General features: G+C 70.3%; 19 protein-coding genes. 10 read left to right on the top strand and 9 right to left on the bottom strand.

The window, feature by feature from the left end:
- Positions 1-56: 56 nt before the first annotated feature.
- Both BLQ91_RS17275 and BLQ91_RS17280 read right to left on the bottom strand, forming a co-directional pair.
- Positions 57-677: a superoxide dismutase family protein gene (locus BLQ91_RS17275; protein WP_090097896.1), complete on the bottom strand. Its 621-nt coding sequence runs from the start codon at positions 675-677 to the stop codon at positions 57-59.
- A gap of 66 nt (positions 678-743) precedes the next feature.
- The gene (locus BLQ91_RS17280; RefSeq protein ID WP_090097897.1) at positions 744-3086 is read right to left on the bottom strand and encodes a hypothetical protein; all 2343 of its coding nucleotides are present in this window, start codon (positions 3084-3086) and stop codon (positions 744-746) included.
- Positions 3087-3206: 120 nt separating this feature from the next.
- On the opposite strand from BLQ91_RS17280, the gene BLQ91_RS17285 reads away from it, so the two are divergent.
- A complete protein-coding gene (locus BLQ91_RS17285; RefSeq protein ID WP_090097898.1) occupies positions 3207-5081 on the top strand; it encodes a S41 family peptidase in 1875 nt (624 codons plus the stop codon).
- Positions 5082-5137: 56 nt separating this feature from the next.
- On the opposite strand, the gene BLQ91_RS17290 is transcribed toward BLQ91_RS17285, so the two are convergent.
- Both BLQ91_RS17290 and BLQ91_RS17295 read right to left on the bottom strand, forming a co-directional pair.
- The gene (locus tag BLQ91_RS17290) at positions 5138-5713 is read right to left on the bottom strand and encodes a hypothetical protein (protein ID WP_090097899.1); all 576 of its coding nucleotides are present in this window, start codon (positions 5711-5713) and stop codon (positions 5138-5140) included.
- Between the two features lie 83 nt (positions 5714-5796).
- Positions 5797-6723: a LuxR C-terminal-related transcriptional regulator gene (locus tag BLQ91_RS17295; RefSeq protein ID WP_090097900.1), complete on the bottom strand. Its 927-nt coding sequence runs from the start codon at positions 6721-6723 to the stop codon at positions 5797-5799.
- A gap of 183 nt (positions 6724-6906) precedes the next feature.
- On the opposite strand from BLQ91_RS17295, the gene BLQ91_RS17300 reads away from it, so the two are divergent.
- Together BLQ91_RS17300 and BLQ91_RS17305 are read left to right on the top strand one after the other, a co-directional pair.
- On the top strand, positions 6907-8697 hold the full coding sequence (locus BLQ91_RS17300) for a S8 family peptidase (RefSeq protein ID WP_218130297.1): 1791 nt from the start codon (positions 6907-6909) through the stop codon (positions 8695-8697).
- Positions 8698-8861: 164 nt separating this feature from the next.
- On the top strand, positions 8862-9611 hold the full coding sequence (locus tag BLQ91_RS17305) for a PIG-L family deacetylase (protein ID WP_090097902.1): 750 nt from the start codon (positions 8862-8864) through the stop codon (positions 9609-9611).
- Between the two features lie 59 nt (positions 9612-9670).
- Here BLQ91_RS17305 and BLQ91_RS17310 read toward each other — a convergent pair whose 3' ends face one another.
- The 4 genes from BLQ91_RS17310 to BLQ91_RS17325 all read right to left on the bottom strand — a co-directional run bounded on the left by BLQ91_RS17310 (position 9671) and on the right by BLQ91_RS17325 (position 15605).
- Entirely contained in the window at positions 9671-10285 is a 615-nt protein-coding gene (locus tag BLQ91_RS17310) for an LPXTG cell wall anchor domain-containing protein (RefSeq protein WP_143022688.1), read from the bottom strand.
- A 135-nt stretch (positions 10286-10420) separates the two neighbouring features.
- Positions 10421-13291, bottom strand: a complete 2871-nt coding sequence (locus BLQ91_RS17315) for a bifunctional RecB family nuclease/DEAD/DEAH box helicase (protein ID WP_090097904.1) — start codon at positions 13289-13291, stop codon at positions 10421-10423.
- A gap of 148 nt (positions 13292-13439) precedes the next feature.
- Positions 13440-14102 carry a non-homologous end joining protein Ku gene (ku, locus tag BLQ91_RS17320; RefSeq protein ID WP_090097905.1) on the bottom strand — a complete coding sequence of 221 codons (663 nt, stop codon included), beginning with the start codon at positions 14100-14102 and terminating at the stop codon, positions 13440-13442.
- A 117-nt stretch (positions 14103-14219) separates the two neighbouring features.
- A complete protein-coding gene (locus BLQ91_RS17325) occupies positions 14220-15605 on the bottom strand; it encodes an SDR family oxidoreductase (RefSeq protein ID WP_090097906.1) in 1386 nt (461 codons plus the stop codon).
- A 35-nt stretch (positions 15606-15640) separates the two neighbouring features.
- Between BLQ91_RS17325 and BLQ91_RS17330 the strand changes: the two genes are divergently transcribed.
- The 3 genes from BLQ91_RS17330 to BLQ91_RS17340 are packed head-to-tail and all read left to right on the top strand — an operon-like array spanning position 15641 to position 18006.
- The gene (locus tag BLQ91_RS17330; protein ID WP_090097907.1) at positions 15641-16336 is read left to right on the top strand and encodes an HAD family hydrolase; all 696 of its coding nucleotides are present in this window, start codon (positions 15641-15643) and stop codon (positions 16334-16336) included.
- 54 nt (positions 16337-16390) lie between these two features.
- Positions 16391-17593, top strand: coding sequence for a DUF4231 domain-containing protein (locus BLQ91_RS17335; RefSeq protein WP_090097908.1), 1203 nt, complete (start codon positions 16391-16393; stop codon positions 17591-17593).
- Positions 17590-18006, top strand: coding sequence for an SLATT domain-containing protein (locus BLQ91_RS17340; protein ID WP_090097909.1), 417 nt, complete (start codon positions 17590-17592; stop codon positions 18004-18006). The genes BLQ91_RS17335 and BLQ91_RS17340 overlap by 4 nt, the downstream gene beginning before the upstream one ends.
- 280 nt (positions 18007-18286) lie before the next feature.
- Here BLQ91_RS17340 and BLQ91_RS17350 read toward each other — a convergent pair whose 3' ends face one another.
- Positions 18287-18970: a DUF2306 domain-containing protein gene (locus BLQ91_RS17350; RefSeq protein WP_090097911.1), complete on the bottom strand. Its 684-nt coding sequence runs from the start codon at positions 18968-18970 to the stop codon at positions 18287-18289.
- Between the two features lie 90 nt (positions 18971-19060).
- Here BLQ91_RS17350 and BLQ91_RS17355 point away from each other — a divergent pair, with 90 nt between their 5' ends.
- The 4 genes from BLQ91_RS17355 (at position 19061) to BLQ91_RS17370 (ending at position 23182) form a co-directional block, all read left to right on the top strand.
- On the top strand, positions 19061-19276 hold the full coding sequence (locus tag BLQ91_RS17355) for an RNA-binding S4 domain-containing protein (RefSeq protein WP_090098208.1): 216 nt from the start codon (positions 19061-19063) through the stop codon (positions 19274-19276).
- Between the two features lie 374 nt (positions 19277-19650).
- On the top strand, positions 19651-21144 hold the full coding sequence (locus tag BLQ91_RS17360; RefSeq protein ID WP_090097912.1) for a sugar transferase: 1494 nt from the start codon (positions 19651-19653) through the stop codon (positions 21142-21144).
- Positions 21144-22184, top strand: coding sequence for a Gfo/Idh/MocA family protein (locus BLQ91_RS17365; protein WP_090097913.1), 1041 nt, complete (start codon positions 21144-21146; stop codon positions 22182-22184). The genes BLQ91_RS17360 and BLQ91_RS17365 overlap by 1 nt, the downstream gene beginning before the upstream one ends.
- The gene (locus tag BLQ91_RS17370) at positions 22181-23182 is read left to right on the top strand and encodes an NAD-dependent epimerase/dehydratase family protein (RefSeq protein ID WP_090097914.1); all 1002 of its coding nucleotides are present in this window, start codon (positions 22181-22183) and stop codon (positions 23180-23182) included. The genes BLQ91_RS17365 and BLQ91_RS17370 overlap by 4 nt, the downstream gene beginning before the upstream one ends.
- Positions 23183-23238 lie beyond the last annotated feature (56 nt).

Raw genomic sequence — 23238 nt, forward strand, 5'->3', positions numbered from 1 at the left:
TGGCACCCCACCGGTGAGGTGCCACCTCGAGCTCGCGGCACGCGTCCGCCACGGCACTACCGGAACGCGGCCGTCAGGCACGCGAGCCGGTCACCCGCCGTGCCCGCCTTGCCGTGCTCGGTGCTGGTGTGCGCGGCGTGCACCACGACCGAGTTCGCCTCGCCCTTGCGGAACTCCCACTCCACCGTAGCCGCGCCCTTCGCGGCGCCCCGCGCGTCGGTGGTGAAGTCCAGCCAGACCTCGTTGCGCGCGTTGGCGAACGCCGGGTCGACGCTCGGCGACACCGGGTCCTTCTCGTGCTGGTAGTGCGGGCCCGAGTCGGCGGGCTTGGCGCCGCACGGCTTGGTGTGCACGTGCGAGCCGTACTTCGTGTTCGGCAGCAGGCCGGACACCTCCAACTCGACCGTCGTCCGTCCATTCGCGACGGACGAACCGGTGGAGAGCCGCGCGCCCACCGGGATCCGCGCCACGTCGTAGGTGATGCCCTTCGGCTGGTCCCCGGACGCCACCGGCGCCACCACGTCGGTCTCCGCCACCGGCTGCACGGCAGGAGCCCCGGACGACGCCGGAGCCCCCGGCGACGGGGCGGTGGAGGGGGCTTCGGACGAGCCCGAGCAGGCGGCCAGCCCTCCGGTGAGCAGTACGGCTCCCACGAGGGTCGCCACAGTCGCGCGCATGTTTCTCCTTGGGTCAACGGCGTTCCAGGTTCCCATCCCCTCCACGTCCACGATCGGGTGACTGGTTCAGATCGGCCGGGACACGAGGTCCGCGAACGCGTCTCGATAGGCGGAGCACAGGTGGTAGTCGCTGTGCGTCTCCACCCCGTCCGGTGAGCCGTCCGTCTCGCCGGCGCGGCGGTCGAGGTCGTTGGGCTGCCAGCCGTGCACGGGGAACCCGAGGTAGTCGGTGCGCCGCCACAGGTTGATCCAGTTGGCGCCCAGCAGCGAGTAGAGCCCGCGGTCCTGTGCCGCACCGGGGTCCCGGCGCCACGGGTCGCACGAGAACATCGCGCCCGCGCGCACCTCCGGCGTGCCGAGGACGGCCGGGCCGAGCAGTTCGGGGAAGATCCGGCCGAAGTACGGCCGCAGCTGCACGCCGTACGTCAGCAGCTGCACGCGCCGCAGGTACCCGTCCGGCAGCGCGTACAGCGCCGCGACGGCCAGCACCGCGCCCAGGCTGTGGGCGGACAGCACCACGCGGTGCCGCGGCGAGGCGTCCAGGAACTCGCGGGCCCGGTCGGCGATCTCCGGCACCGCGCGTTCGGCGTAGCAGGGCGGCGCGAAGGGGTGCGCCGTGCGCGGCAGGAAGCACATCAGGTCCCACAGCAGCCCGAGCGGCCTGCGGTTGGTGAGCATCCCGGCGCCGACGAACGACCCGATCACCGCGACCCCGGCGAGGCCCGTCACCCAGTCGCCCCTGCCCACCACCCACGCGACGCCGGACGACCCGGCCCAGCCCGGCGAGGCGAACGCCAGGTAGCACGTCAGCAGCACCGCGAGCACGCCCAGCGTCGACAGCGCGCCGGCCACGTTCTCGGCCCGGTGCGTCACCGCGACGACGTGCCGCACCCGCACGACGAGCACCTCGGCCTCGTCGTCGAGCACGGACGGCTTCGTCAGCCGGGACAGCAGGACGAGGGCCTGCACCAGGAGCAGCACCACCAGCGGCACCAGCGCCGCCGCGAACGCCGCGCTGAACCACGAGTAGAACGACGGCACGCGCAGGCCCGTGCCGGCCCAGCCGCGGAACGTCAGCACCAGCACCGTCGACAGCATCACCGACGCCGTCAGCGACAGGCCCAGCAGCACACCGGGCCCGGCACCGTGCCAGGCCTGCCACTCGTCACCGCGCCGCGGCCTCGCCCGCCACGCCAGCGCCCCGCCGGCCACCGCCGCACCGGTCCACGCGAGCGGGAACCAGTACGTGGCAACCATGAACGCCACGAACAGCACGAGCAGGACCAGCGGGCCCTTGGCGTCGTCGCGCCGCCACGACCACGCCGCCAGCACCGACCCGAGCAGCGCCACCGCGACCACCGGCGGCCCCCACGACGTCAGCCACAACGGCCCGTCGAAGACCGGCTCGACCGCGTGCAGCGCGAACCCGTGCGCCAGCAGCACCACGACCGCCGAAATCATCAGCAGCCACGACCACAGGCCGCCCTTCTCGGTAGACGGCACGTCCGGGCAGTCGGCCGCCGTCACCACGACCCGGCCCACCACGACGGCGAGCACACCACCCGCGGCCACGCTCAGCACCAGGAAGACCACGTTCTGCCACACCTGCGTGCTCGTCACCAGCACCACGACGCAGCACCCGGCGGCGATGTGCAGCCGGGTGAGCCGGCGGATCCGCGGGCTGCCCTCCCACATCGACGCCCGGCTGAGCATCACGCCGGGCCGCCGCACCGGCACGCGGCGCATCGTCGTCATCTCGTACCTGCTGCGCGACAACGAGGTCAGCGCCAGCAACCCGAGCAGCAGCAACACCGGTACGGCGGACGCGGCGAGCACCCGGACGTGCCGCGCGGGATCGCCGAGCACGTCCAGGAACTCCGGCAGGCGCTTGCACGTGGTGCCGGGCAACGAGCACTGGACCGCGTAGAGGTCGATCGCGACCTCGCACACCGCGAGCACCAGCAGGACCGTCAGCCCCAAGCCGAAGAGCCGCGTGCTGGCCGCGCCGCGCCCGGCGTTCCACCACACCATCCGCTTCGTCGTCGGCGCCGAGTCGTCGGGGAGCCTGCGGGCCCAGTAGGCGACGTTCGCGAGCCCGAACGGCAGCAGCAACGCCCACCCGATGCGCCCCAGCACGTTCGCGAGCACCGAGGGCACCCCGCTGCCGGGAACCCCGGGGCTGCTGCGCGCCATGCCGCCCCACGAGTACGCCTCGCGCCGCACAGCCCGCGGCACCTGCCCGGCGTGGTCGGCGGGAAGGTCGGCGAGGGTGTCCGCCCTCGGCCGCCAGAAGCTGCCGAACCGGTCGCCGCGGAACTGCTCGACGGCGTGGTCGGGGAGGGCCAGCATGGCGTTCGGAGGCGTGTTGTTGACCCCGTGGATGCGCAGCTCCAGGACGCGTGGGTTCATCGCGTGCCTCCCCTTTACTCCGTTTGTCGTCGCGGAAACTGTTCCGGTTAACGGCCGAACGGGTGAAAATGGTGTATCCGAACGCTTGCGCAAGCCTCTACTTGGCAAGGAGGCCCCACCATGACCGCAACCGCTCACCCGAACGTCGCAAACTCCGTCGGACTCGCCGAGTTCCTGGCCACCGCGGGCACGCTCACCCTGGCGCAGCGCAAGCTCATCGTCGACCAGGCGCTGATCATGCTGGAGCAGAACTACGCGCACCTGCCGCTGAAAGTCGCCATGCACGCGGTGAATCCCGTGCAAAGACTCAGTGTCCTCCGAGCCAGGCTCGAACGGCAGACCGACGCCACGGCCGAGCCCGAGTGGCAGTTCCACCGCGAGCTGTCGAGCACCTTCCACTCGGTGCGCGACCTGCACACCAACTACCTCCTGCCCGCGCCGTTCGCGGGCAAGATCGCCTTCCTGCCGTTCCAGCTGGAGCGCTGCTTCGCGCCCGACGGCACCGAGCAGTACCTCGTCGCCCGCACGGTCGAGGGCTTCACCGGCATCGAGGCCGGCACCGAGGTGACGCACTGGAACGGCACGCCGATCGCCCGCGCGGTCGCGGTGAACGGAGCGATCTTCGCGGGCAGCAACGCCGCCGCGAACCTCGCCCGCGGCCTGGAGTCGCTCACGTTGCGGCCCCTGGTGATCCAGCTCCCGCCCGACGAGGACTGGGTGGTCGTCACCTACCGCGGCGCGACCGGTCCCGAGGACCTCCGCGTCGACTGGCAGGTGACGGAGAACCTGCCGCCGATGACCGACGTCGACGCGCTCTCACCCGCCGCGGCCGCGCAGGGCGTGGACCTGGACTCCGACGAGAAGGCACGTGCCAAGAAGTTGCTGCACGCGCCCAAGGTCGTGCAGGCCGAGGCCGCCGGCGGTGCCGTCGCGATGGGCTCGCAGGACGTCGCGACGACGATGCCCGGCGTGTTCCGGGCCCGCCCGGTCACGACGCCGTCCGGCACGTTCGGGCACCTGCGGATCTTCACGTTCAGCGTCGACGACCCCGACGCGTTCCTCGCGGAGTTCGTGCGGCTCGCGGCTTTGTTGCCGCAGAACGGACTCATCGTCGACGTGCGCGACAACGGCGGCGGCCACATCTTCGCGGCGGAGTTCCTGCTGCAGACGATGACACCCCGGCGCGTCGAACCGGAACCCGTGCAGTTCCTCAGCACCCCGCTGAACCTGCGCATCTGCCGCCGCCACGCGGACGACCCGACGGGCCGGATCAACCTGGGCCCGTGGTTCCCCTCGCTCGACTCGTCGACCGAGACGGGCCAGGCGTTCTCCTGCTCGCACACCATCACGCCGGTCGAGGGCGCGAACGCCGTGGGCCAGACCTACCACGGCCCGGTCGTGCTGATCACCGACGCGCGCTGCTACTCCGCGACCGACATCTTCGCCGCGGGCTGGGCCGACCACGACCTGGGCCCGATCCTCGGTGTGGACGACAACACCGGCGCCGGCGGCGCGAACGTGTGGACGCACGGACTCCTGGCGACACTGCTGAAGATCCCCGCGCCGGCCGACGCCGAGTCGCCGTACAAGCCGTTGCCCAACAAGGCGAACATGCGCGTCTCGATCCGCCGCACCCTGCGCGTCGGCAAGCTCGCCGGCACACCCGTGGAGGACCTCGGCGTGCGCCCGACGCACCAGCACAAGGTCACGCGCGCGGACCTGCTGGAGGGCAACGTGGACCTGCTCGCCCGCGCGGGGGAGCTGCTGGCGGAACAGCCCGTGCGCAGGCTGGGAGTGGCGGTCGCGGGAACGACCGTCTCACTGGACACCGTGAACCTCGACCGGGTGGACGTTTACGTCGACGGCCGACCCGCCACCTCGCTGGACGTGACCGACGGCGCGCACACCGCGACGTTGACCGCGACCGGCGGGGAGGTGCGCGTCGAGGGCTTCGCGGACGGGCAGCTGGTGGCCGCGCGCAAGGTGGCCAGCTGATGGAGCGGGCACTTCCGGTGACTCCATGACCGGAAGCGCCCGCTCTCCACTTCTCCCTAGCGCGTGAACGTGTACGCGCGGTCCGACGCCACCACGGCCAGCTGCGCCTCGGTGCCCGGCGTCCAGCTCTGCGCCCAGACGACCTCACCGCTGCGGCGGAAGTTCCACGCGACCGTGATGCCGTGCACCTCGTCCTTGGTGAAGACCGTCACGCCACCGCGGTGGTCGCTGACCTCACCGGTGCACTTGTCGCGCTCGCAGAGCTGCTTCGGCGAGGTCTGGAAGAAGCCCGGAGCGTTGACCTGCATGAACACCGTGCTGGCCTGGTCGCGGACGTCGAACGTCGTCCAGTTGGTCATGTACTGCATGTCGTCGAACAGCCCCTCGGCCTCGCCACCCCAGTTGCCGGGCGAGACGTTCCGGGCACCGGCGAAGATCCTCGGGAAGGTCTTCTGCTGGCGGGCGGTGAACCCGGCGGCCTGCTTCTCGAGCTCCGCCTTGGTCTTGTGGACCGGCGTGACGTCCTTCGGCGGCCACACGACGTCCGTCGACGGCGAGGCCGTCGCCGTGCCCGCGAGACCGATCAGGGCGAGGCCCGTCAGGGCAGCCGCCATCACCTTGCGCATGCGCATCGTTGAATCCCCCTGGTGAGTGTTCGCTTGCTGTGGGTGAAGACGCCGCAAGATCACCGGAGGTTGCACGCGAGATCCACTTGCTAGAGCCAGCCGCGCCGCATCGCCTGCACCCCGGCCTGGAACCGCGTCTGCGCCCCGCACCGATCCATCAGCTGCCGCACCCGCCGCTGCACCGTGCGCGGTGCCAGCCCCAGCTGCCGCGCGATCGACTCGTCGGTCAGCCCGGCGGCGAGCAGCCCGAGCAGGTTCGGGTCGACGTCGGCCGCCGCCGCGTAGATCCCGCCGGGGCTGAACGGGATTCCCTTGTCCCAGTACAGCTCGAACGTCGAGCGCAGCACGTCGAGCAGTGCCGACGGGCGGATCAGCAGCACCTTGTCGACCACGTCGCCGTTCACGACGGGGAGCACGGCGGCGTGCGCGTCGATCACCGCGAGCTTGAACGGCAGCGTCGGCGTGACGCGGGCCCGTTCGCCGGCGGCGACCAGTTCGATGATCTCCACGACACGGCCGGGGATGTCCACGGCGGACCTGTCGTAGACGACCCGCCTCCGCACGTCCCGTTCGCGCGTCTCGTCCTCCAGGGCGACGTGCTGGCCGAGCGGCGTCACGTACGGCGGCTGGTCGAGGACGCAGACCTCCTCGCGGGCGCCGCGCAGCAGCGTGTGCCACAGGTCGCGGACCGGGGCCACGCCGGAGACCACCTCGACGAACGCGTTGTCCGCCAGCTCCTCGTCGCGGTTGCGCAGGTAGAGCTCCATCAGCGGGCCGACGTCCGCGCGTGCCCGGCGGTGGGCTTCTTCGCGTGCGGCGATCAGCGCCTCCACCGCGAGGTCCGGCGCGACGGCCTGCCACACGTCCCCCGGCAGGTGCCGGACCAGGCCTAGCTCGCGCATCTCCTCCAGCACCCCGGCGGTGACGCCGATCTCCTCCGTCGTGCGGCTACCCCCTGTGACCAGGAGTTCGTAGACCGCCGACAGCTCCGGCGAGACGCCCAGATGTCCGAACACGGCCACATTGTGCGCCATTCAGCCCAACACCCCTGTCGTGAACACGCCAGTGTCGTTATTCGGACTCCGCTGGACCTGTTTTCGCAGGGTGACGCGACTTACGGTCCTCCCCACCTCCGCAGCCGGTTCAGAACCCTGACGCCCTCAACGGCACGCGGAAGGTCATGCGTGGAAGGACCTCACGTGAACGGATTGCGACGCACGAGTGTGTGCGCCGCGGCAGTTTCCGCCGCTGTGCTCAGCGTTGTCGCCCCTGTCAGCGCCGCACCGTCCCAGATCCAGTCCCAGCCGGACTCGACGCAGGTCAACCGTCCTTTCGAGCGGTTGATCGTCGGTTACCGGCCGGGCACCGCCGAGGCCTCGTCCGACTCCGCTGCCGCGGATGACGCCCGCAGCAAGGGCAAGTCCGTGCACCGCCGCATGGCGAGTGGCGCGGTCGTCGTGGACCTGGGGTCGAAGACCTCGAACGCCGACTCGGTCATCCAGGCGTTCGAGAACGACCCCGATGTCGCCTACGTCGAGCCGGACCTGCTGATGCAGCCGTTCGCCGACCCGAACGACACCGAGTACTCCCGGCAGTGGGACCTCTTCGAGGCGACCGCCGGCATGAACGTCCCCGGCGCGTGGTCCAGCACGACCGGCGCGGGCGTGACCGTCGCGGTCATCGACACCGGCTACGTCGCGCACAGCGACCTGGCGAGCAAGGTCGTCGCGGGCTACGACTTCGTCTCGGACGCGGCGCGCGCCCGGGACAACAGCGGCCGCGACTCCAACCCGGCCGACGAGGGCGACTGGGTCGCCCGCGGCGAGTGCGGCACCGACGCGAACGGCAACCCGGTGCCCGCCGCCGACCAGAGCTCGTCCTGGCACGGCACCCACGTGGCCGGCACGATCGCCGCGTCCACGAACAACACCAGGGGCATCGCCGGCATCGCCTACGACGCCAAGATCCAGCCCCTGCGCGTCCTCGCGAAGTGCGGTGGCGCCACCTCGGACATCGCCGACGCGATCACCTGGGCGTCGGGCGGCACGGTGAGCGGCGTCCCCGCCAACGCCACGCCCGCCAAGGTCATCAACATGTCGCTGGGCGGCCAGTCCTCCTGCTCGACGACCTACCAGAACGCGATCAACGGCGCCATCAACCGCGGCACCACGGTCGTCGTCGCGGCCGGCAACTCGAACATGAACGTCTCGAACTTCACCCCGGCGAACTGCGCCGGCGTCATCACCGTCGCGGCCTCCTCGCGCGAGGGCAACAAGGCGTACTACTCGAACTACGGCACCCGCATCGACATCGCGGCCCCCGGTGGCGAGACCCGCCGCGGCACCGACACCCCCGGCACCACCACCACGCCGGAGAACGGCATCTGGTCGACGCTGAACGCGGGCACCACCGTCCCCGGCGCCGAGAACTACAAGCCGTACCAGGGCACCTCGATGGCGGCCCCGCACATCGCGGGTCTCGCGGCACTGCTCGTGGCGAAGAAGCCGTCCCTGACCCCGGCCCAGGTCAAGGACCTCGTCAAGACGAACTCCCGCGCCCTGCCCGGCACCTGCTCGGGCGGCTGCGGCGCCGGCCTCGCCGACGCCACCAAGACCGTGAACGCCCTGGACACCACGCCGCCCAGCGGCGGCCTGGAGAACACCGCGGACGTCGCCATCCCGGACCGCGGCACCGCGGTCACCTCGTCCATCACCTCCACGGTGACGGGCAACGCCGGCAGCACCACCAAGGTCGGCGTGGACATCGTCCACACCTACCGCGGCGACCTGGTGATCGACCTGGTCGCGCCGGACGGCACCGCCTACCGGCTGAAGAACTCGTCCTCTTCGGACAGCGCCGACAACGTGGTGGCGACCTACACGGTCAACGCCTCGTCCGAGGTCGCGGCGGGCACGTGGAAGCTGCGGGTCCAGGACCTGTACTCCGGTGACACCGGGTACATCAACGCCTGGAACCTGACCCTGCGATAGCTCCACGAGTTCGCCGAGGGGCGGCGCCTCCCAGCCTGCACCGGGGGAGCGCCGCCCTTTCACATGTCCGCCCGGGAGCGGGCGGCAGGTGCAGGTCGGTGTGGCAGGGCTCGCAGCCGCCGGCCACCCCGAGCCGAACCCCGCCACCGGGTAGCGTCGCGGCCATGGCAACCCTGGTGACGTTCCACGCCCACCCCGACGACGAGTGCATCGTGACCGGCGGCGTCATGCGCAAAGCGTTCGAAGAGGGGCACCGCGTGGTGCTGGTGGTGGCCACCAGGGGCGAGGCGGGCGAGGTCCCCGACTTCCTCGAGGAGAACGAGGAACTGTGGCAACGCCGTGTCCAGGAAACCCATGCGGCAGCGGACGTCCTCGGCGTGGCGCGAGTGGAGTTCCTGGGTTACCGGGACTCCGGCATGATGGGTGACGCCCTCAACGCCGAACCGGGCTCCTTCTGGACCGCGGACGTGGAGGAGGCAGCCCGGAAACTGGCGAAGATCCTCGAGGAGGAGGACGCGAAGGTCTTCACCACGTACGACAGCTTCGGCGGCTACGGCCACCCCGACCACATCCAGGTCCACCGCGTCGGCATGCGCGCGGCCGAGATCGCCGGCACCCCGAACGTCTACCAGGCGATGGTGCGGGAGTCGGAGTTCCGCGAGGCCTTCCGCCGCTCCGGCATCGCGGAGCCGTCGCCCCTGGGGGAGGGCGCCGTCCCGGAGTCGGAGATCAACGTGGGCGTCGACGTCACCGAGTACCTGGATTTCAAGCGCAAGGCCATGCGCGCGCACGCCTCGCAGATCACCGAGGACTCGTTCTTCCTGGCGCTGGACGAACCGACGTTCGCCCACGCGTTCGGCACGGAGTGGTTCATCCGCGAGGGCCACGGCCCGGCCACGGCACTGGATCTCTAGAAGAGCAGAAAAGCGGCGGTGGCCGGATGGTGGCCGCCGCCGCTCCTCGTTCAGCTACTTCACGCGCTGCGGCGGCGGCGCAGGAACAGCAGGGTGCCGGCACCGGCGCCCACCAGGCCCAGACCCGAGAGCAGCAGCCACATCGGGGACGCACCGGTCGCGGCGAGCGGCGGTTCCGGAGCGCTGCCGCCGGGGGCGGCCGGGGTGGTCGACGGCGGGGCCTCGGCGGAGGTCGAGGGCACCTCCGGAGCCGTGGTGGCCGGCGTCGCGGTCGTCGTGGTCGTCGTCACGGGCTTGGTCGTCGTGGTGGGCGGCGTCTTCTTCGCGCACGGCTCGACCGTCTTGGTGTCGGTCTTGTTGAAGCCGTCCCAGGCCGTCACGACGATCTTGAACTCGTGCTTGACGCCGGCGTCGAGGTCGTTCTTCTTCCAGTGGAACGACTCCGGGAACTCGGTCGTCTTGAGGAGTTCCTTGCCGTTGTCCGTGAGCGTGACGGTGTTCTTGCCCTTGCTCGCGTACTGGGTGAGGTCGATCGACACCTTGGTGACCTTGGCGTCCTCGTCGCAACGCGCAGACCAGTTGGGGTTGTGCGCGCTTGCGGGGGTGGCCATCACGATCGTGGCCAGCGCGGCGGTGGCGGTCACCGCAACCGCGCCGAGAACTCTCCGTGCCAACGAATCTCTCCTGCTCTGCATTGATGCGTGGCGGATCGAGCGAACGTTCATGGTCTGAACCACCCGATCGGGTGAACCGCGTCACGCTAACAACCCGGAGCAGTCGAAAGGTCACCGTATGACAACGCTACGGTGTCACCACGGAAAGATTCTCATGTTTTCTGTTAGCCCGATCGTGCCTGCTACCAGCCGCATCTGCTCCACTCCGCGCACGTCGGCGTCCAGCAGCCGGGGCGAGCAGATCATCACGGCCAGCACTTGAGCCCGCGACAGCGCCACGTTCAACCGGTTGCGTGACAGGAGGAAGTCCAGGCCACGGGGCAGGTCCACGGTGGACGAGGACGTCATGGACATGATGACGGCCGGCGCCTCCTGTCCCTGGAACCGGTCCACGGTGCCCACTCGCGTGCCCTCGAACCCCGCCTCGGCCAGCCGTCGGCGGATCACCCGCACCTGCAGGTTGTATGGCGCCACGACCAGGATGTCCGCATCGGTCAGTTCGCGCGTTTTGCCGTTGTCCGTCCATTCCCGACCGACGATCGCGCGGACCGTGCCGACCACGGCATCGGCCTCCTCGACCGACGACGTGATGTTGTGCCGGTGGTCGACCTCGCGCAGGTAGATCCCGGGTTCGATGCCGGAGATCGACCGCAGGGCAGCGGTTTCGTGCGAATGGAGCAGTCCGGCGTAGGACAGTTCGGACACGGGACGGCACACCGCAGGGTGCATCCGCCGCGTCTCGGCGAGGAAGTAGCCCAGGTGCGGGGGGATCACGTCCGAGTCGCCGAGCAGGTGGCCGAGCGCCGAGGCGTCCGAGCCGGGCGGGTGCACGCCCTGCACGACCTGCGGCAGCTGCTGCGGATCGCCGAGCAGCACGAGGTTGCGCGCCGCCGTCGCCACGGCCACCGCGTCGGCCAGCGCGAACTGGCCGGCCTCGTCGATGATCATCACGTCGAACGGGTTCGCCTTGATCACGGCGTTCGAGAACGTCCAGGCGGTGCCGCCGACCAGGTGGCCCTGCGGGTGCTCCTCACGCCACTGGGCCAGCGCGCCGTTGGTCTTCGGCTGGTCCCACGGCAGGCCCTCCTCGGGCTTCTTCTCCTTGGGGCGCTTGGCCATCGGGATGTCCGGGTCGACGCTCGACAGCACGTTCTCCACGGCCTTGTGCGACGTCGAGGTGACCGCGACGGTCTTGCCCTGGTCGATCAGGTGCCGCACCAGCTTGGTCGCGAGGTACGTCTTGCCGGCGCCGGGCGGTCCCTGCACGGCCAGCGTCCCGCCGTCGAGCTGGTCGACGGCCTTGATCACGGCCTGCACCACGTCGTCGTGCTGCGGCAACGGTTGCGCGGGCGGCGTGCGCAGCAGCAGGTCGATGCCGGGGCTTCTCGGGAGCAGCGGCAGCAGGCCCACCGCCTGCTCGGCCAGCTCCGCGACGGCCTCGTCCTTCGGCGACGCCGGCACCGGACTGCCCGGCAGCACCGCGATCGGCATCTCGCCGTGCACGACGGCGTTGCTCTCGGTCAGCACCAGCTCGTACGGGTTGTCGTCGGCCACCACGGCGTTGCGCGTCACAGTGCCGGGGTAGAGGAGCCGGACCTGCTCGCCGGAGCCGAACGGGTGCGGGCGCTCCGGGTCGATCCGCGCGTGCACCTGCCGCTTGTGCGTCCGGACCCGCCCGCTCGGCGGCACCCAGTCCTCGGCCCGCAGCGTGATCGGCACCGCGCAGTTCGAGTCCGTCTCCAGGTCGGAGATCGGCGCGGTGGCCTGCCGGAAGAAGTCGCCCCACGCCGGACTCGCCTCGCGCCGGTGGTAGCCGACCGTCGCCGCGAAGAGGTCGTGCCCTTCCGCCACCAGCGGTTCGGTCAGCGCCGCCATCCGGCGCGCCCGCTCGGCCGCCTTCTCCAGCGCCGCCTCGTCGCGTTCCGGCGGGGCGGCGGTCTCGATCTCGTGCTCCACCTTGATGCGGTGCAACAGGTCCCGCAGACCACGCGTCGGGACCTCGTCGTCCAGCAACGGCTTCAACGCGGGCAGCGTGTACTCCCTTGTGGACACCCGCAACACCCGCCGCGTCAACGCGCCCAGGTCGACGCACCGCCGCACCAGATCGTCCACTTCGGACTCCAGCGTCGCCGACCGCGCGGCCCGGCCGGCGAGGTCGTGCGGCGTGAAGTGGTAGACCGTCCCGGACGGCGTGCGCTCGACGAACTCCGCGAACGTCCCCTGCCAGCCCGGCGTTCGGAACGTGTCGCCGTCGACCTCCAGGAACACGTCGTCCTCGGCGGGCTCCGGCAGGTGTGCCAGCGCCTCGGGCGCCACGACCTCGTAGGTGGTCTCGCCGGTGCGTTCCTGCCGCACCTGCAGCCGCGCCTGGGCGGCCAGCGCCGTGAAGCTGGCGGGCGACAACGTGGCCGGCCGTTCCTCGGTCTGCGCAAGCGCGTCGATCGTGTCAATGCCGGCTGAAACCAGCTTCCGCCGCTGGTCCGCGCGCAACCCGGCCACCAGCGAGAGGTCACGCGCCTCCTCGCGGCCGGAAGCGCAGTGACGGGCGAACCGGCACCCGGTGCACGCCGCCCGCACCTCACCCCACGACCGAACAGGCGCGGGACCGGGTTTCGCGAGCCGCGTCCGCAGCCGCCCGAGCAGGGGCGTGAAGTCGGCAACGCGGAACGCCGTCCGCCGCCCGTCCACGACCAGGTGCGCCCGCTCGGCCCCCACCGCCTGCGCGGCGGCGACCAGCGACAACACGGCCAGCGGCGTGGCTTCGGGGACTTCGTCGCACGGCTCGTAGCCGTCGGCCGTGCGCAGGAGGGTCTGCGCCGAGCAGTGGAACACCCCGTCGAAGAAGACCGCGTTCTCGACCACATCCGTGCCGGACCGCATGTCCCGCGCCGTTCGGGCGGCGAGCCGGTGCAGCTCGGCGGGGTCGCCGCGCCGTTCGTCACGAGCCAGGTGGCTGCGGTGCTCGCACTCGAGCAGGTCGACGAGATCGGACGGGCTGGCGAGCATGGGCAGTGATGCTAGTGAGCCGCACCGACAGCGGTGGGACCTCACCCCGGCGTGGCAGCCCTGGAAGTGCTCCAAACGGCGCAGGCGCGCTCCCCGCGTTCATCCCCGATACGCGGGGAGCGCGCCCGGTCCCACCTGGAGCGGTGGCCTAGACGTTCGCCTCCACGAGGTGCAGCAGCGCCTCGTGGTGCGTGTTCGGGTAGTCGTGCGGCTTGAACGGACGGGTCTGCGCGCGGACCAGCGCCGCCGCGGCGGCCAGTTCGCCGGTCCGCACCTCGGTGTCGCGGTGCAGGAACGCGAAGTGCGGCTCCCGCACCTCGTCCGGCCACAGCAGCGTGTGCAGGACGAGGACGCCGTGCTGCGGCCGGATCGCGGCCAGTGCCTCCTTGCCCCGCAGGGCGAACTTCACGATGGCCGCGGCCTTGGTGCGCTCCAGCGTCTCGCGCAGCAGCACGTAGGACCGCACGGCCAGGTCGTCGGGCTCCAGGTAGTAGCTGCGGTGCAACGCCACCGGGTCGAGGTCGACCTGCGGTGCGAACTGCTGCACGTCGATCACGCCGTCCTCGGGCGCCGGCAGGTCCGCCGGGTCGATCTGCACGATGCGCCCGTCGTCGAGCTCGTAGCCCCGCCCGATGTCGTCCGGTGTCAGCCTCAGCGAGCATTCCCCGCACACCTGCTGGTGCCGCACGCGGCCGCTGTCCTCGCGGTGCACGAGGTGCACCTTGCTGCGGTGCTCGGTCGCCGCCGACACCAGCCGCACCGTCATGGTCGTCATCCCGAACCGGAGTGCTCCCCGCCACACAGTTCTCATGACAAAGGAGTACTCGAACAGGTGTTCAAATAGGCGTTCGACGTGACGAAAGGGCTCGTTCGGGTGCGTCCGACCGGTACCTCGGACGCGTGTTTCCCGACGGAAGTCGTTCGCCGGTCACCAGGGGGAGGGCGCGTAGTCCTTCAGGAAGCAGCCGTACAGGTCCTCGCCGGCCTCGCCGCGCACGATCGGGTCGTACACCCGCGCCGCGCCGTCGACCAGGTCCAGCGGGGCGTGGAAGCCCTCCTCGGCCAGCCGCAGCTTCATCGGGTGCGGCCGTTCGTCGGTGATCCAGCCGGTGTCGACGGCCGTCATCAGGATCCCGTCGGACTGCAGCATCTCCTCGGCGCTGGTGCGCGTCAACATGTTGAGCGCGGCCTTGGCCATGTTGGTGTGCGGGTGCCCGGAACCCTTGTAGGCGCGGGAGAACTGGCCCTCCATCGCCGACACGTTCACCACGTACTTGCGGCGGTGCGACGACTTCGCCATCGAGGCGCGCAGCCGCGAGATCAGCAGGAACGGCGCCGTCGAGTTGCAGAGCTGCACCTCCAGCAGCTCCACCGGGTCGACCTCGTCGACGTTCTGGATCCACGAGTTCGTCGCCGCCGTGTCCGGCACCAGGCCGCCCGCGTCGATGTCCTTGGACCCCGCCATCAACGCCAGCGTCGTCACCGAGTGCGCCTCGGGAACCGCGGTGCCCGGCAGCGCGAGCTGGCCGTGGCCGCCGAACGAGATCAGCTCCGGACGGCGGGCGTCCCCGGTCAGCGCCTCGTGCTCGGCGTGGGCCAGCGGCGCGTACGCGCCGGGGGAGCGGCGCACGGTCTGGGCGGCGTTGTTGATCAGGACGTCCAGCGGGCCGTGCGAGGCGACCTCGTCCGCCAGCGCCAGCACCTGGGCCGGGTCGCGCAGGTCGATGCCCACGATCTTGAGGCGGTCGATCCAGTCGGCCGCGTCGGGCATCGAGGCGAACCGGCGGGCCGCGTCCTTGGGGAAGCGGGTGGTGATCGTGGTGTGCGCGCCGTCGCGCAGCAGCCGCAGAGCGATGTACATGCCGATCTTCGCCCTGCCGCCGGTCAGCAGCGCGTTGCGGCCGGTCAGGTCGGTGCGGGCGTCGCGCTTGCCGTGGTTGAACGCGGCGCAGGCGGGGCAGAGGTTGTGGTAGAAGGCGTCGACCTCGACGAACCTCGAACGGCACGTGTAGCAGGACCTGGCGCGCAGCAGCGTCCCGGCGGTGGCGCCGGCGGCGTTCGACACCAGGGGGAGGCCCTGCGTCTCGTCGTCGATGCGGTCCGGCGACCCGGTGGCCGTGAGCGCGGTCACAGCGCGGTCGTTGGCCACGATGGCGGCCTTGCGCTCGGACTTCCGGAACTTCTTCGCGGCCTTGAAGATCTTCGCGGTGGCCCGGCGGACGCGCACGGCGTCGTCGTGTTCGGCCGGCAGGTCCTCGACCTGGGCGAGCACGCGCAGGCAGACTTCCAGCTCTGCGGGGTCGATCGAGGTCATGATCAGGCATTTTACGGGGAGTGGGAGGTGGTCCGGTGACCGGGGCCGAGCTGCTGGTGCTGTGGGACGTCGACAACACGCTGATCTCGGCGCGCGGGTTCGGCGGGCTGATGTACAGCCAGGCGTTCCACGCGGCGTTCGGCCGGGAGCTCACCGGTCCCGTCGACCTCGGCGGGCGCACCGAGGTCGACGTCATCGGCGAGGTGCTGCGGCAGCACGACATCGAGGGCACCGAGGAGGCCGCGCGCCTGCTGTCCGACGCGCTGGCGCACTCCTTCGAGACGCGCCGCGCCGAGCTCTCCGGCCACGGCGAGGTCCTTCCGGGTGCGCTCCAGGCGCTCGAACACTTCGCGAACGATCCGCGCGTGCACCAGGGCGTGCTGACCGCCAACCTCAGGAGCGTGGCGCTCATCAAGCTGGAGGAGTTCGGCCTCGCGCACCTCGTCGACTGGGACGTGAGCGCGTTCGGCGACGAGCACGCGGACCGCGCCGAACTGGTGACCTTCGCCCGCGAACGCGCACAGCGCATCCGGCCCTTCACCTCTGACCAGGTCGTCGTCATCGGCGACACCCCGCACGACGTGCACGCGGCCATGAAGGCGGGCGTGCGCCTGGTCGCGGTGGCCACGGGGCGCAGCTCGCGGCAGGACCTCCACCGGGCAGGAGCCCAGATCGTGATCGACGACCTGAGCGACCTGGAAGAGCTGATCAGGAGCGTGTGGGCGAGGTGAGACGGGTCTGAACGGCTCTGGCCTCCGGACGATCACGACGTTATCGTGCGCGGCATGCCCACAGCAGGCGGCCCGACAGTCAAACGGCTGTCCCAGCCGGACGCCGAGATCAAACCGAAGGCCCTCGGCCTGCCCCGAGGACGCACGGTCATCTCGGTCTTCGGCTCCACGCAGGACATCGAGACGGATCTCGCCGCGAAGTTGTTGCCGGTGCTCAGATCCGTGGTCGTGACCGCGGCGCGCCACGGCGCCGTGTTCGTCACCGAAGGCACCGACAGAGGCGTTGTCCACTTGCTGGGCCTGGCTTTGCGGGCGTGCGAGCAGCAGTGGCCCGTCGTCGTCGGTGTCGCACCGAGCAGCAAGGTGCACGACCTCACCGAGACCTCCACCAACGGTCAGGTCCCGCTGGAACCCCACCACAGCGTCACCGTGATCGTCCCCGGTTCGGAGTGGACGGACGCGACACCTGTGCTGTTCCGCACGGTCGACGCGGTGCGCCACAAGAAGCCCGTGGTCGCTCTCGTCGTCGGAGGCGAGAACGACGAGGAGGTCGTCGACCACCTCGGCGGGAACAACCCGTTGCTGGTGCTCGCCGGCACCGGCGGTCTCGCGGACCGCATCGCGACCGGTGACCTCAGCGGCGACCTCGCGGTGCTCGTGCGCAGCGGCAGGATCTCCATCCTCCACGTGGACGAGGGACCGGCGAAGGCCGTGGCCGCTCTGGAACGGTTGCTGGGCAAGGAGAAGCCCGTCAAGCCGCCGAAGCTGCTGCCCCAGGTCCGCTACCGGGCGCCGCAACCGCGCCCGCTCGTCGACCCCGGCTTCGTCGTGGCGTACCCGGCGCTCGCCGACGCGATCCACGACGCCAACCGAGTCGTCGCGCCCGCCTTCCAGGAGCTCGACGCGCAGGCGGAGGTGGAGCAGAACCGCTACCGCCTCACCGCGGTGCTCGCGATCGCCGGTGGTCTCACGACGACGGTGTTCGCCGCGCTGCAGACGTGGCTCAGGGACACGCCGTGGCCCGGCGTCCTGGTCGTGGCGGGCGGGGCGTTCGCCGCGGCCATCACGATCGTGGCGCGCAAGAGGGAGTCGCTCGACAAGTACCTCACCGCGCGGTCGAGGGCGGAACGCCTGCGGGCGCTGTACTTCGCGCACCTCGCCGCACCCGCGCCGGCGACGGAGGAGGAACGGCAGGACCGGGTGGCGGACCTGGAGGCCGCGGTCAGCGACCGCAAGCACGAGGTGGTCAGGACATGAGCGACAAGCAGCGGCAGGCCCAGTTCGTCGAAGCCTATCTGCGGCACCGGTTCTCCGACCGCCTCGACCACTTCGAACGCAGCCGCAAGCGGTACTCCGCCGCCCGCACGTGGACGGTCGCGCTCGCGGCGGCGCTGTTCATCGCCGCCGCGGCGGCCGCGGCGATCGGCATGGCAGACGGGCCACGCCGGGCCATGTGGGGTTTCGTGGCGACGACTCTCGCCGCGCTCGGCACGGCGATGTCGCTCTACGAGGCGACGTTCGGTTTCCGCCGTCTCGCCCGGGAAAGCGCCACCACTTCCGTCGCACTGCAACGGCTCGCTGTGGACGGTCCTACTCCGGACGATGTGGACGACGAACGCCTGGTTGCATTTGTGACCGAAGTGGAGTCGGTCCTGAGGTACGGCAGGTAAAGCCGAAACGCGGCTGGAGAATCGTTTGGAGCGTTTGTAAGAAAGCGCTCCCACGGTTGGCACGCAGCGTGGGTGGTCGATTACGGTCAGCTCAGGTCCTGGTGTTTCCGTCACTTACTTGTCATGATGGCCACATCCCCCGATGCGGAAGCAGGCACGACATGACTTGGGCGCGTCCCGCGATCGCCGAGCCCGAAACAGGCACCTTTGCCGAGGCCAAGGCCTTGGAAAAGGAGCACAGCACGATCCAGAACAGCAAGGCGGCCCGCACCGTGGCCGGTCACGCCACGGACGCGCTCGACTGCGCCGACCTGCTCGAGATGCTGGGCCTCAGTGCCACGGAGGGCAAGGTCCGGGTGTAACCCCGCGACTGGACCCACCACTCGGCTACCAGCAGGTTCACCACGAACGACAGCCAGTTCGCGGTGGCGAAGACCAGCAGCCCGTCCGCTTCTGGCATCAGCGAGCCGAGCAGCAGTGCCCACAGCCGGCCGGTCACGGCGGCGGCGGTCAGCGCGAACCCGCGGATCATCCAGATGCGGTGCGCGCCGAACTGCCGCCGCCGTGCCGTTCGCAGGCCTTGCACGGCGGTGACGAACCACAGCACCGACAGCACGGTCAGCGGCCCGGAGGACGGCAGCCCGACGACGGCGAGCTGGGCACACACCAAGCCGAGCAGGGATGACGGCAGGACCGCAGCGAAGTAGACGCGGCCCATCACCCGGTGCATCTGCGGGTGCCTGCCACGCAGCCCCGGCCAGAACTGCGACACACCCGCCAGGACCGCGACCGATCCGGTGAATATGTGCGCGACGAGCAGCCCGTAGTGGACCGCTCCGCGCAGCGGCGGTCTGGCCTCGCCCATGTCCAGCGTCACGTACGCGCTCGCCGCGAAGATCGTTATCGCGACGCAGACGATTCCCGACACCGCCAACCAGGCGACGTACCCTCTCGAACTCTTCATGGCCCAAGCCTGTCAACGCCTTCACTCGAACGCGCTGGGGTCGGCCCCCGAGCGAGCGGTGGGGTGCGCCCTACTGGGATGATGGGACTCATGCGGACGGTGGAGATCTCCGAAGAGCCGATCAGGCTAGGGCAGTTCCTCAAGCTGGCTCAGCTGGCGGAGGACGGTGGGCACGCGAAGGAGCTCATCGAGGACGGAGAAGTCCACGTCAACGGCTCTGTGGAGCTGCGGCGGGGAGCACAGCTGCGTCACGGTGACGTAGTGGTGGTCGAGGGTGACGAAGTACGCGTTTCCATTCGGCCGTAACGCATTGCTCCGTTCAGCGGTAAGAGCATGCACAATCGCAGTCGATCGGACAAGGGTCTGAAGACCTGATCTGAACGATTACCTCGCGGCATACGTAACCTCTATGTCCCTTTTGGACATCCGGAAACGTCTTGCGTCTCCACGGTTTCCAAGTGGTGAGACGCGCGTCACGTCCGATATTCGGTCGCCGGGATAATTTTTTCCAGGGTCTGTAACGCGGATGCCAGAACGTGCGAATCACCGGTTGCGAGCTCCGGCAGCCGAGCCCGAATGTGGCATGGCCGGAGAACGCGTGAGATCCGTGAATCAAGGTCCTCGGGGTGACCTGCGCACGTGCACGTCCGAATCGCCGCTGAGCCGGGGAGACCAGAACGATGAGTGAGCAGGTCCGCGCTGCCCGTGACGTCGACGGGCAGCGCTCCACGCTCAATCCGCTGTCGGAACGCAGACAGACCCACCCACCTGTTGCCCGTTGGGAAAGTCGCTACCGCTACGCCGTGATCACCGCCGACGTGCTGACCGTTGCCCTCGTCGTCATCGCCGTCGGTGCGGTCATGAGCATGCGTCACACGGCCTTCGGCCCGCTTTCCCTTGCCCTGCTGGACATGCTCACAGTAGTCCTCGTCGTCGGCTCCCTCGCGATCAACCGCGTGTGGCAGCCGGCCGTCCTCGGCCAGGGTGCCGAGGAGTTCCGAAGACTCGGCCGGGGGTTGTTCGGTGCCGTCGTGGCGCTCGGTCTCGGAGCGCTCGCCGTCGACATCCCCGGCGCCCGCCTGTGGATCTTCGTCGTCGTACCCGCGATCGCCCTGGTCGCGTTTCCCTTGCGCTACCTCCTGCGCCGCCCCCTGCACCGCGGCCGCGGTGAGGGGCGGTTCCTGCTCCCGGTCCTCGCCGCCGGCAACCTCGACACCGTCGAGGACCTGATCCACCGCACCAAGCGCGTCGCCCACCTGGGCTGGCGCGTCGACGCCATCTGCACCATCGACGGCCGCGGCCGCGCCGGTACCGACGTCGACGGCGTGCCCGTCGTCGGCCAGTTGCGCGAGCTCGCCGAGCACGTCCGCCGCGGCGGGTACCGCATCGTCGCCGTGACACCCGACGCCTACTGGACACCTCGCCGTCTCCAGCAGCTCGCGTGGGCCCTCGAAGGCACCGGTGCAGAGATGGTCGTCTCACCCGGTCTCATGGAGGTCGCCGGCCCGCGCCTGCACATGAGCGCCGTGCTCGGCATGCCGCTGCTGCGGGTGAGCGAACCGGCCCTGAGCGGGTTCCGCCGTCTGGTCAAGGAGGTCGTCGACCGCGTCGGCGCGTTCGTGCTCCTGGTCCTGTTGGCGCCGCTCATGTTCGCCGTCGCCGCGTTCGTGATGATCGACAGCCGCGGCCCCGTCTTCTACCGCCAGAAGCGGGTCGGCAAGACCGGCGTGCCGTTCACGATCATCAAGTTCCGCACGATGGTCACCAACGCGGACGTGCTGCGCGCCAGGCTCGCCGCTGTCGACGAGGGCAACGGCGTGCTGTTCAAGGTGAAGAAGGACCCGCGCATCACCAAGGTCGGCACGGTCCTGCGCCGCTACTCGATCGACGAGCTGCCCCAGCTGTTCAACGTCCTCGCGGGCAGCATGTCGCTCGTCGGTCCCCGCCCGCCGCTGCCGGAGGAGACCGCGAAGTACTCCTCGGACGTGCGGCGCCGCCTGCTGGTGAAGCCCGGCCTGACCGGCCTCTGGCAGGTGAGCGGGCGCAGCGACCTCTCGTGGGAGGAGTCGGTGCGCCTCGACCTGCGCTACGTCGAGGACTGGTCGCTCGCCCTCGACCTCGTGATCATGTGGAAGACCTTCCGCGCCGTCTTCGGCGGCCAGGGGGCTTACTGATGGGGGACCAAGACGTGATCGGCCTCGCTGTCATCGGCGCCGGGTACTGGGGGCCGAACCTCGTCCGCAACGCCCAGGCCACACCCGAGCTGCACCTGCGCCACCTCTGCGACCTCGACGTGGACAAGGCCCGGCGCGTGCTCGGCCAGTACTCGACCGTGCGCGCCACCGCTTCCCTCGACGAGGTCCTCGCCGACCCCGAGGTGCACGCCGTCGCCATCGCGACACCCGCCGCCACGCACCTGCCCGTCGCGCTCGCGGCGCTGGAGGCCGGCAAGCACGTCCTCGTGGAGAAGCCGCTCGCGGCCACCTTCGAGGACGGCCTGAAGCTCGTCGAGACCGCGGAACAGCGCGGCCTCACGCTGATGCTCGACCACACCTTCGCGTACACGTCGTCGGTGCAGCACCTGCGCGAGATCATCCGTGGCGGCGAGCTCGGCGACATCCAGTACATCGACTCGGTGCGCATCAACCTCGGTCTGGTGCAGCCGGACGTGGACGTGCTGTGGGACCTCGCCCCGCACGACCTCTCGATCTTCGAGGCGATCCTGCCCGACGACGTGGTGCCGGTGGAGGTCGCCGCACACGGGTCGGACCCGATCGGCGCGGGCGTCGTGTGCGTCGGCCACCTCACGGTCCGGTTGTCGAACGGCGCCATCACGCACGTGCACGTGAACTGGCTGTCTCCCACCAAGATCCGCACGATGGTCATCGGCGGCTCGCAGCGCACGGTCGTGTGGGACGACAACAACCCGGCGCAGCGACTGTCCATCTACGACCGCGGCGTCGAGCGCTCCGTGGAGCAGCAGAAGATCTCCTACCGCACCGGCGACATGGTCGCGCCGGCGCTGGTGGAACGCGAGGCGCTGCGCACGATGATGGCCGAGTTCGCCGCGTCCATCACCGAGAAGCGCGCGCCGCTCACCGACGGACGCGCAGGCCTGCGCGTGCTGGCGGTGCTGGAGGCGGCGTCGGAGTCGCTGCGCTCCGGCGGTCTGTTCGTTCCCGTTCACCAAGTCGAAGGCAGGGTTTCTCCATGACCGCCCAGAACGAATCGGGCCAGCCGATCACCGGACAGCGCGCCCTCGTCACCGGTGGTGCGGGCACGATCGGCTCCTCGGTGGTGGACCAGCTCGTCGAGGCCGGCGCCGCCGAGGTCGTCGTGCTGGACAACTTCGTGCGCGGCCGCCGGGAGAACCTGGCCTCCGCGCTCGAATCCGGTGTCGTCCGCATCGTCGAGGGCGACATCAACGACAAGGCCCTGGTGCGGGAGCTGACCGAGGGGATGGACCTCGTGTTCCACCTCGCCGCCATCCGCATCACCCAGTGCGCCGAGGAACCGCGCCTCGCGCTGGAATGCCTGGTCGACGGCACGTTCACGATCCTGGAGGCCGCCGCGGCCGCCGGGGTGAAGAAGGTCATCGCGTCGTCGTCGGCCTCGGTCTACGGCCTCGCGGAGTCGTTCCCCACCGACGAACGGCACCACCCGTACAACAACGACACCTTCTACGGCGCTGCGAAAGCGTTCAACGAAGGCATGCTGCGCAGCTTCAAGGCCATGTACGACCTCGACTACGTGGCGCTGCGCTACTTCAACGTGTACGGACCGCGGATGGACGTCCACGGCCTGTACACCGAGGTGCTCATCCGCTGGATGGAGCGCATCGTCGAGGGCAAGTCGCCGCTCATCTTCGGCGACGGCGCCCAGACGATGGACTTCGTGCACGTGCACGACATCGCACGCGCCAACATCCTCGCGGCCAAGGCGCCGGTCACGGACACGGTGTACAACATCGCGTCTTCGAAGGAGACCTCGCTCAAGGAGCTCGCCCTCGCGCTGCTCGCCGCGATGGACTCCGACCTGCCGCTGGAGCACGGTCCCGAGCGCAAGGTGAACGGCGTGACGCGCCGGCTGGCCGACATCAGCCTCGCGGCCCGCGAGCTCGGGTGGAAGCCCGAGGTCGAGATGGACGGCGGGCTGCGGGACCTCGTCGCGTGGTGGCGTGCCGAGAAGGCCGCCGCCGAGCAGAACGCCTGACAGACCGACCGCGGCCGCGGGCGCCTGATGCCCGTGGCCGCACCTCGCGGAGCCGT

Source organism: Lentzea jiangxiensis (assembly GCF_900104175.1).
In the GTDB taxonomy this organism is placed as follows: domain Bacteria; phylum Actinomycetota; class Actinomycetes; order Mycobacteriales; family Pseudonocardiaceae; genus Lentzea; species Lentzea jiangxiensis.

Bases quoted from the DNA above. Each gene is read 5' to 3' on its own strand.
- BLQ91_RS17275 (WP_090097896.1), bottom strand. From the start codon at position 677: ATGCGCGCGACTGTGGCGACCCTCGTGGGAGCCGTACTGCTCACCGGA.
- BLQ91_RS17280 (WP_090097897.1), bottom strand. From the start codon at position 3,086: ATGAACCCACGCGTCCTGGAGCTGCGCATCCACGGGGTCAACAACACG.
- BLQ91_RS17285 (WP_090097898.1), top strand. From the start codon at position 3,207: ATGACCGCAACCGCTCACCCGAACGTCGCAAACTCCGTCGGACTCGCC.
- BLQ91_RS17290 (WP_090097899.1), bottom strand. From the start codon at position 5,713: ATGCGCATGCGCAAGGTGATGGCGGCTGCCCTGACGGGCCTCGCCCTG.
- BLQ91_RS17305 (WP_090097902.1), top strand. From the start codon at position 8,862: ATGGCAACCCTGGTGACGTTCCACGCCCACCCCGACGACGAGTGCATC.
- BLQ91_RS17315 (WP_090097904.1), bottom strand. From the start codon at position 13,291: ATGCTCGCCAGCCCGTCCGATCTCGTCGACCTGCTCGAGTGCGAGCAC.
- ku (WP_090097905.1), bottom strand. From the start codon at position 14,102: ATGAGAACTGTGTGGCGGGGAGCACTCCGGTTCGGGATGACGACCATG.
- BLQ91_RS17325 (WP_090097906.1), bottom strand. From the start codon at position 15,605: ATGACCTCGATCGACCCCGCAGAGCTGGAAGTCTGCCTGCGCGTGCTC.
- BLQ91_RS17335 (WP_090097908.1), top strand. From the start codon at position 16,391: ATGCCCACAGCAGGCGGCCCGACAGTCAAACGGCTGTCCCAGCCGGAC.
- BLQ91_RS17340 (WP_090097909.1), top strand. From the start codon at position 17,590: ATGAGCGACAAGCAGCGGCAGGCCCAGTTCGTCGAAGCCTATCTGCGG.
- BLQ91_RS17350 (WP_090097911.1), bottom strand. From the start codon at position 18,970: ATGAAGAGTTCGAGAGGGTACGTCGCCTGGTTGGCGGTGTCGGGAATC.
- BLQ91_RS17355 (WP_090098208.1), top strand. From the start codon at position 19,061: ATGCGGACGGTGGAGATCTCCGAAGAGCCGATCAGGCTAGGGCAGTTC.
- BLQ91_RS17360 (WP_090097912.1), top strand. From the start codon at position 19,651: ATGAGTGAGCAGGTCCGCGCTGCCCGTGACGTCGACGGGCAGCGCTCC.
- BLQ91_RS17365 (WP_090097913.1), top strand. From the start codon at position 21,144: ATGGGGGACCAAGACGTGATCGGCCTCGCTGTCATCGGCGCCGGGTAC.
- BLQ91_RS17370 (WP_090097914.1), top strand. From the start codon at position 22,181: ATGACCGCCCAGAACGAATCGGGCCAGCCGATCACCGGACAGCGCGCC.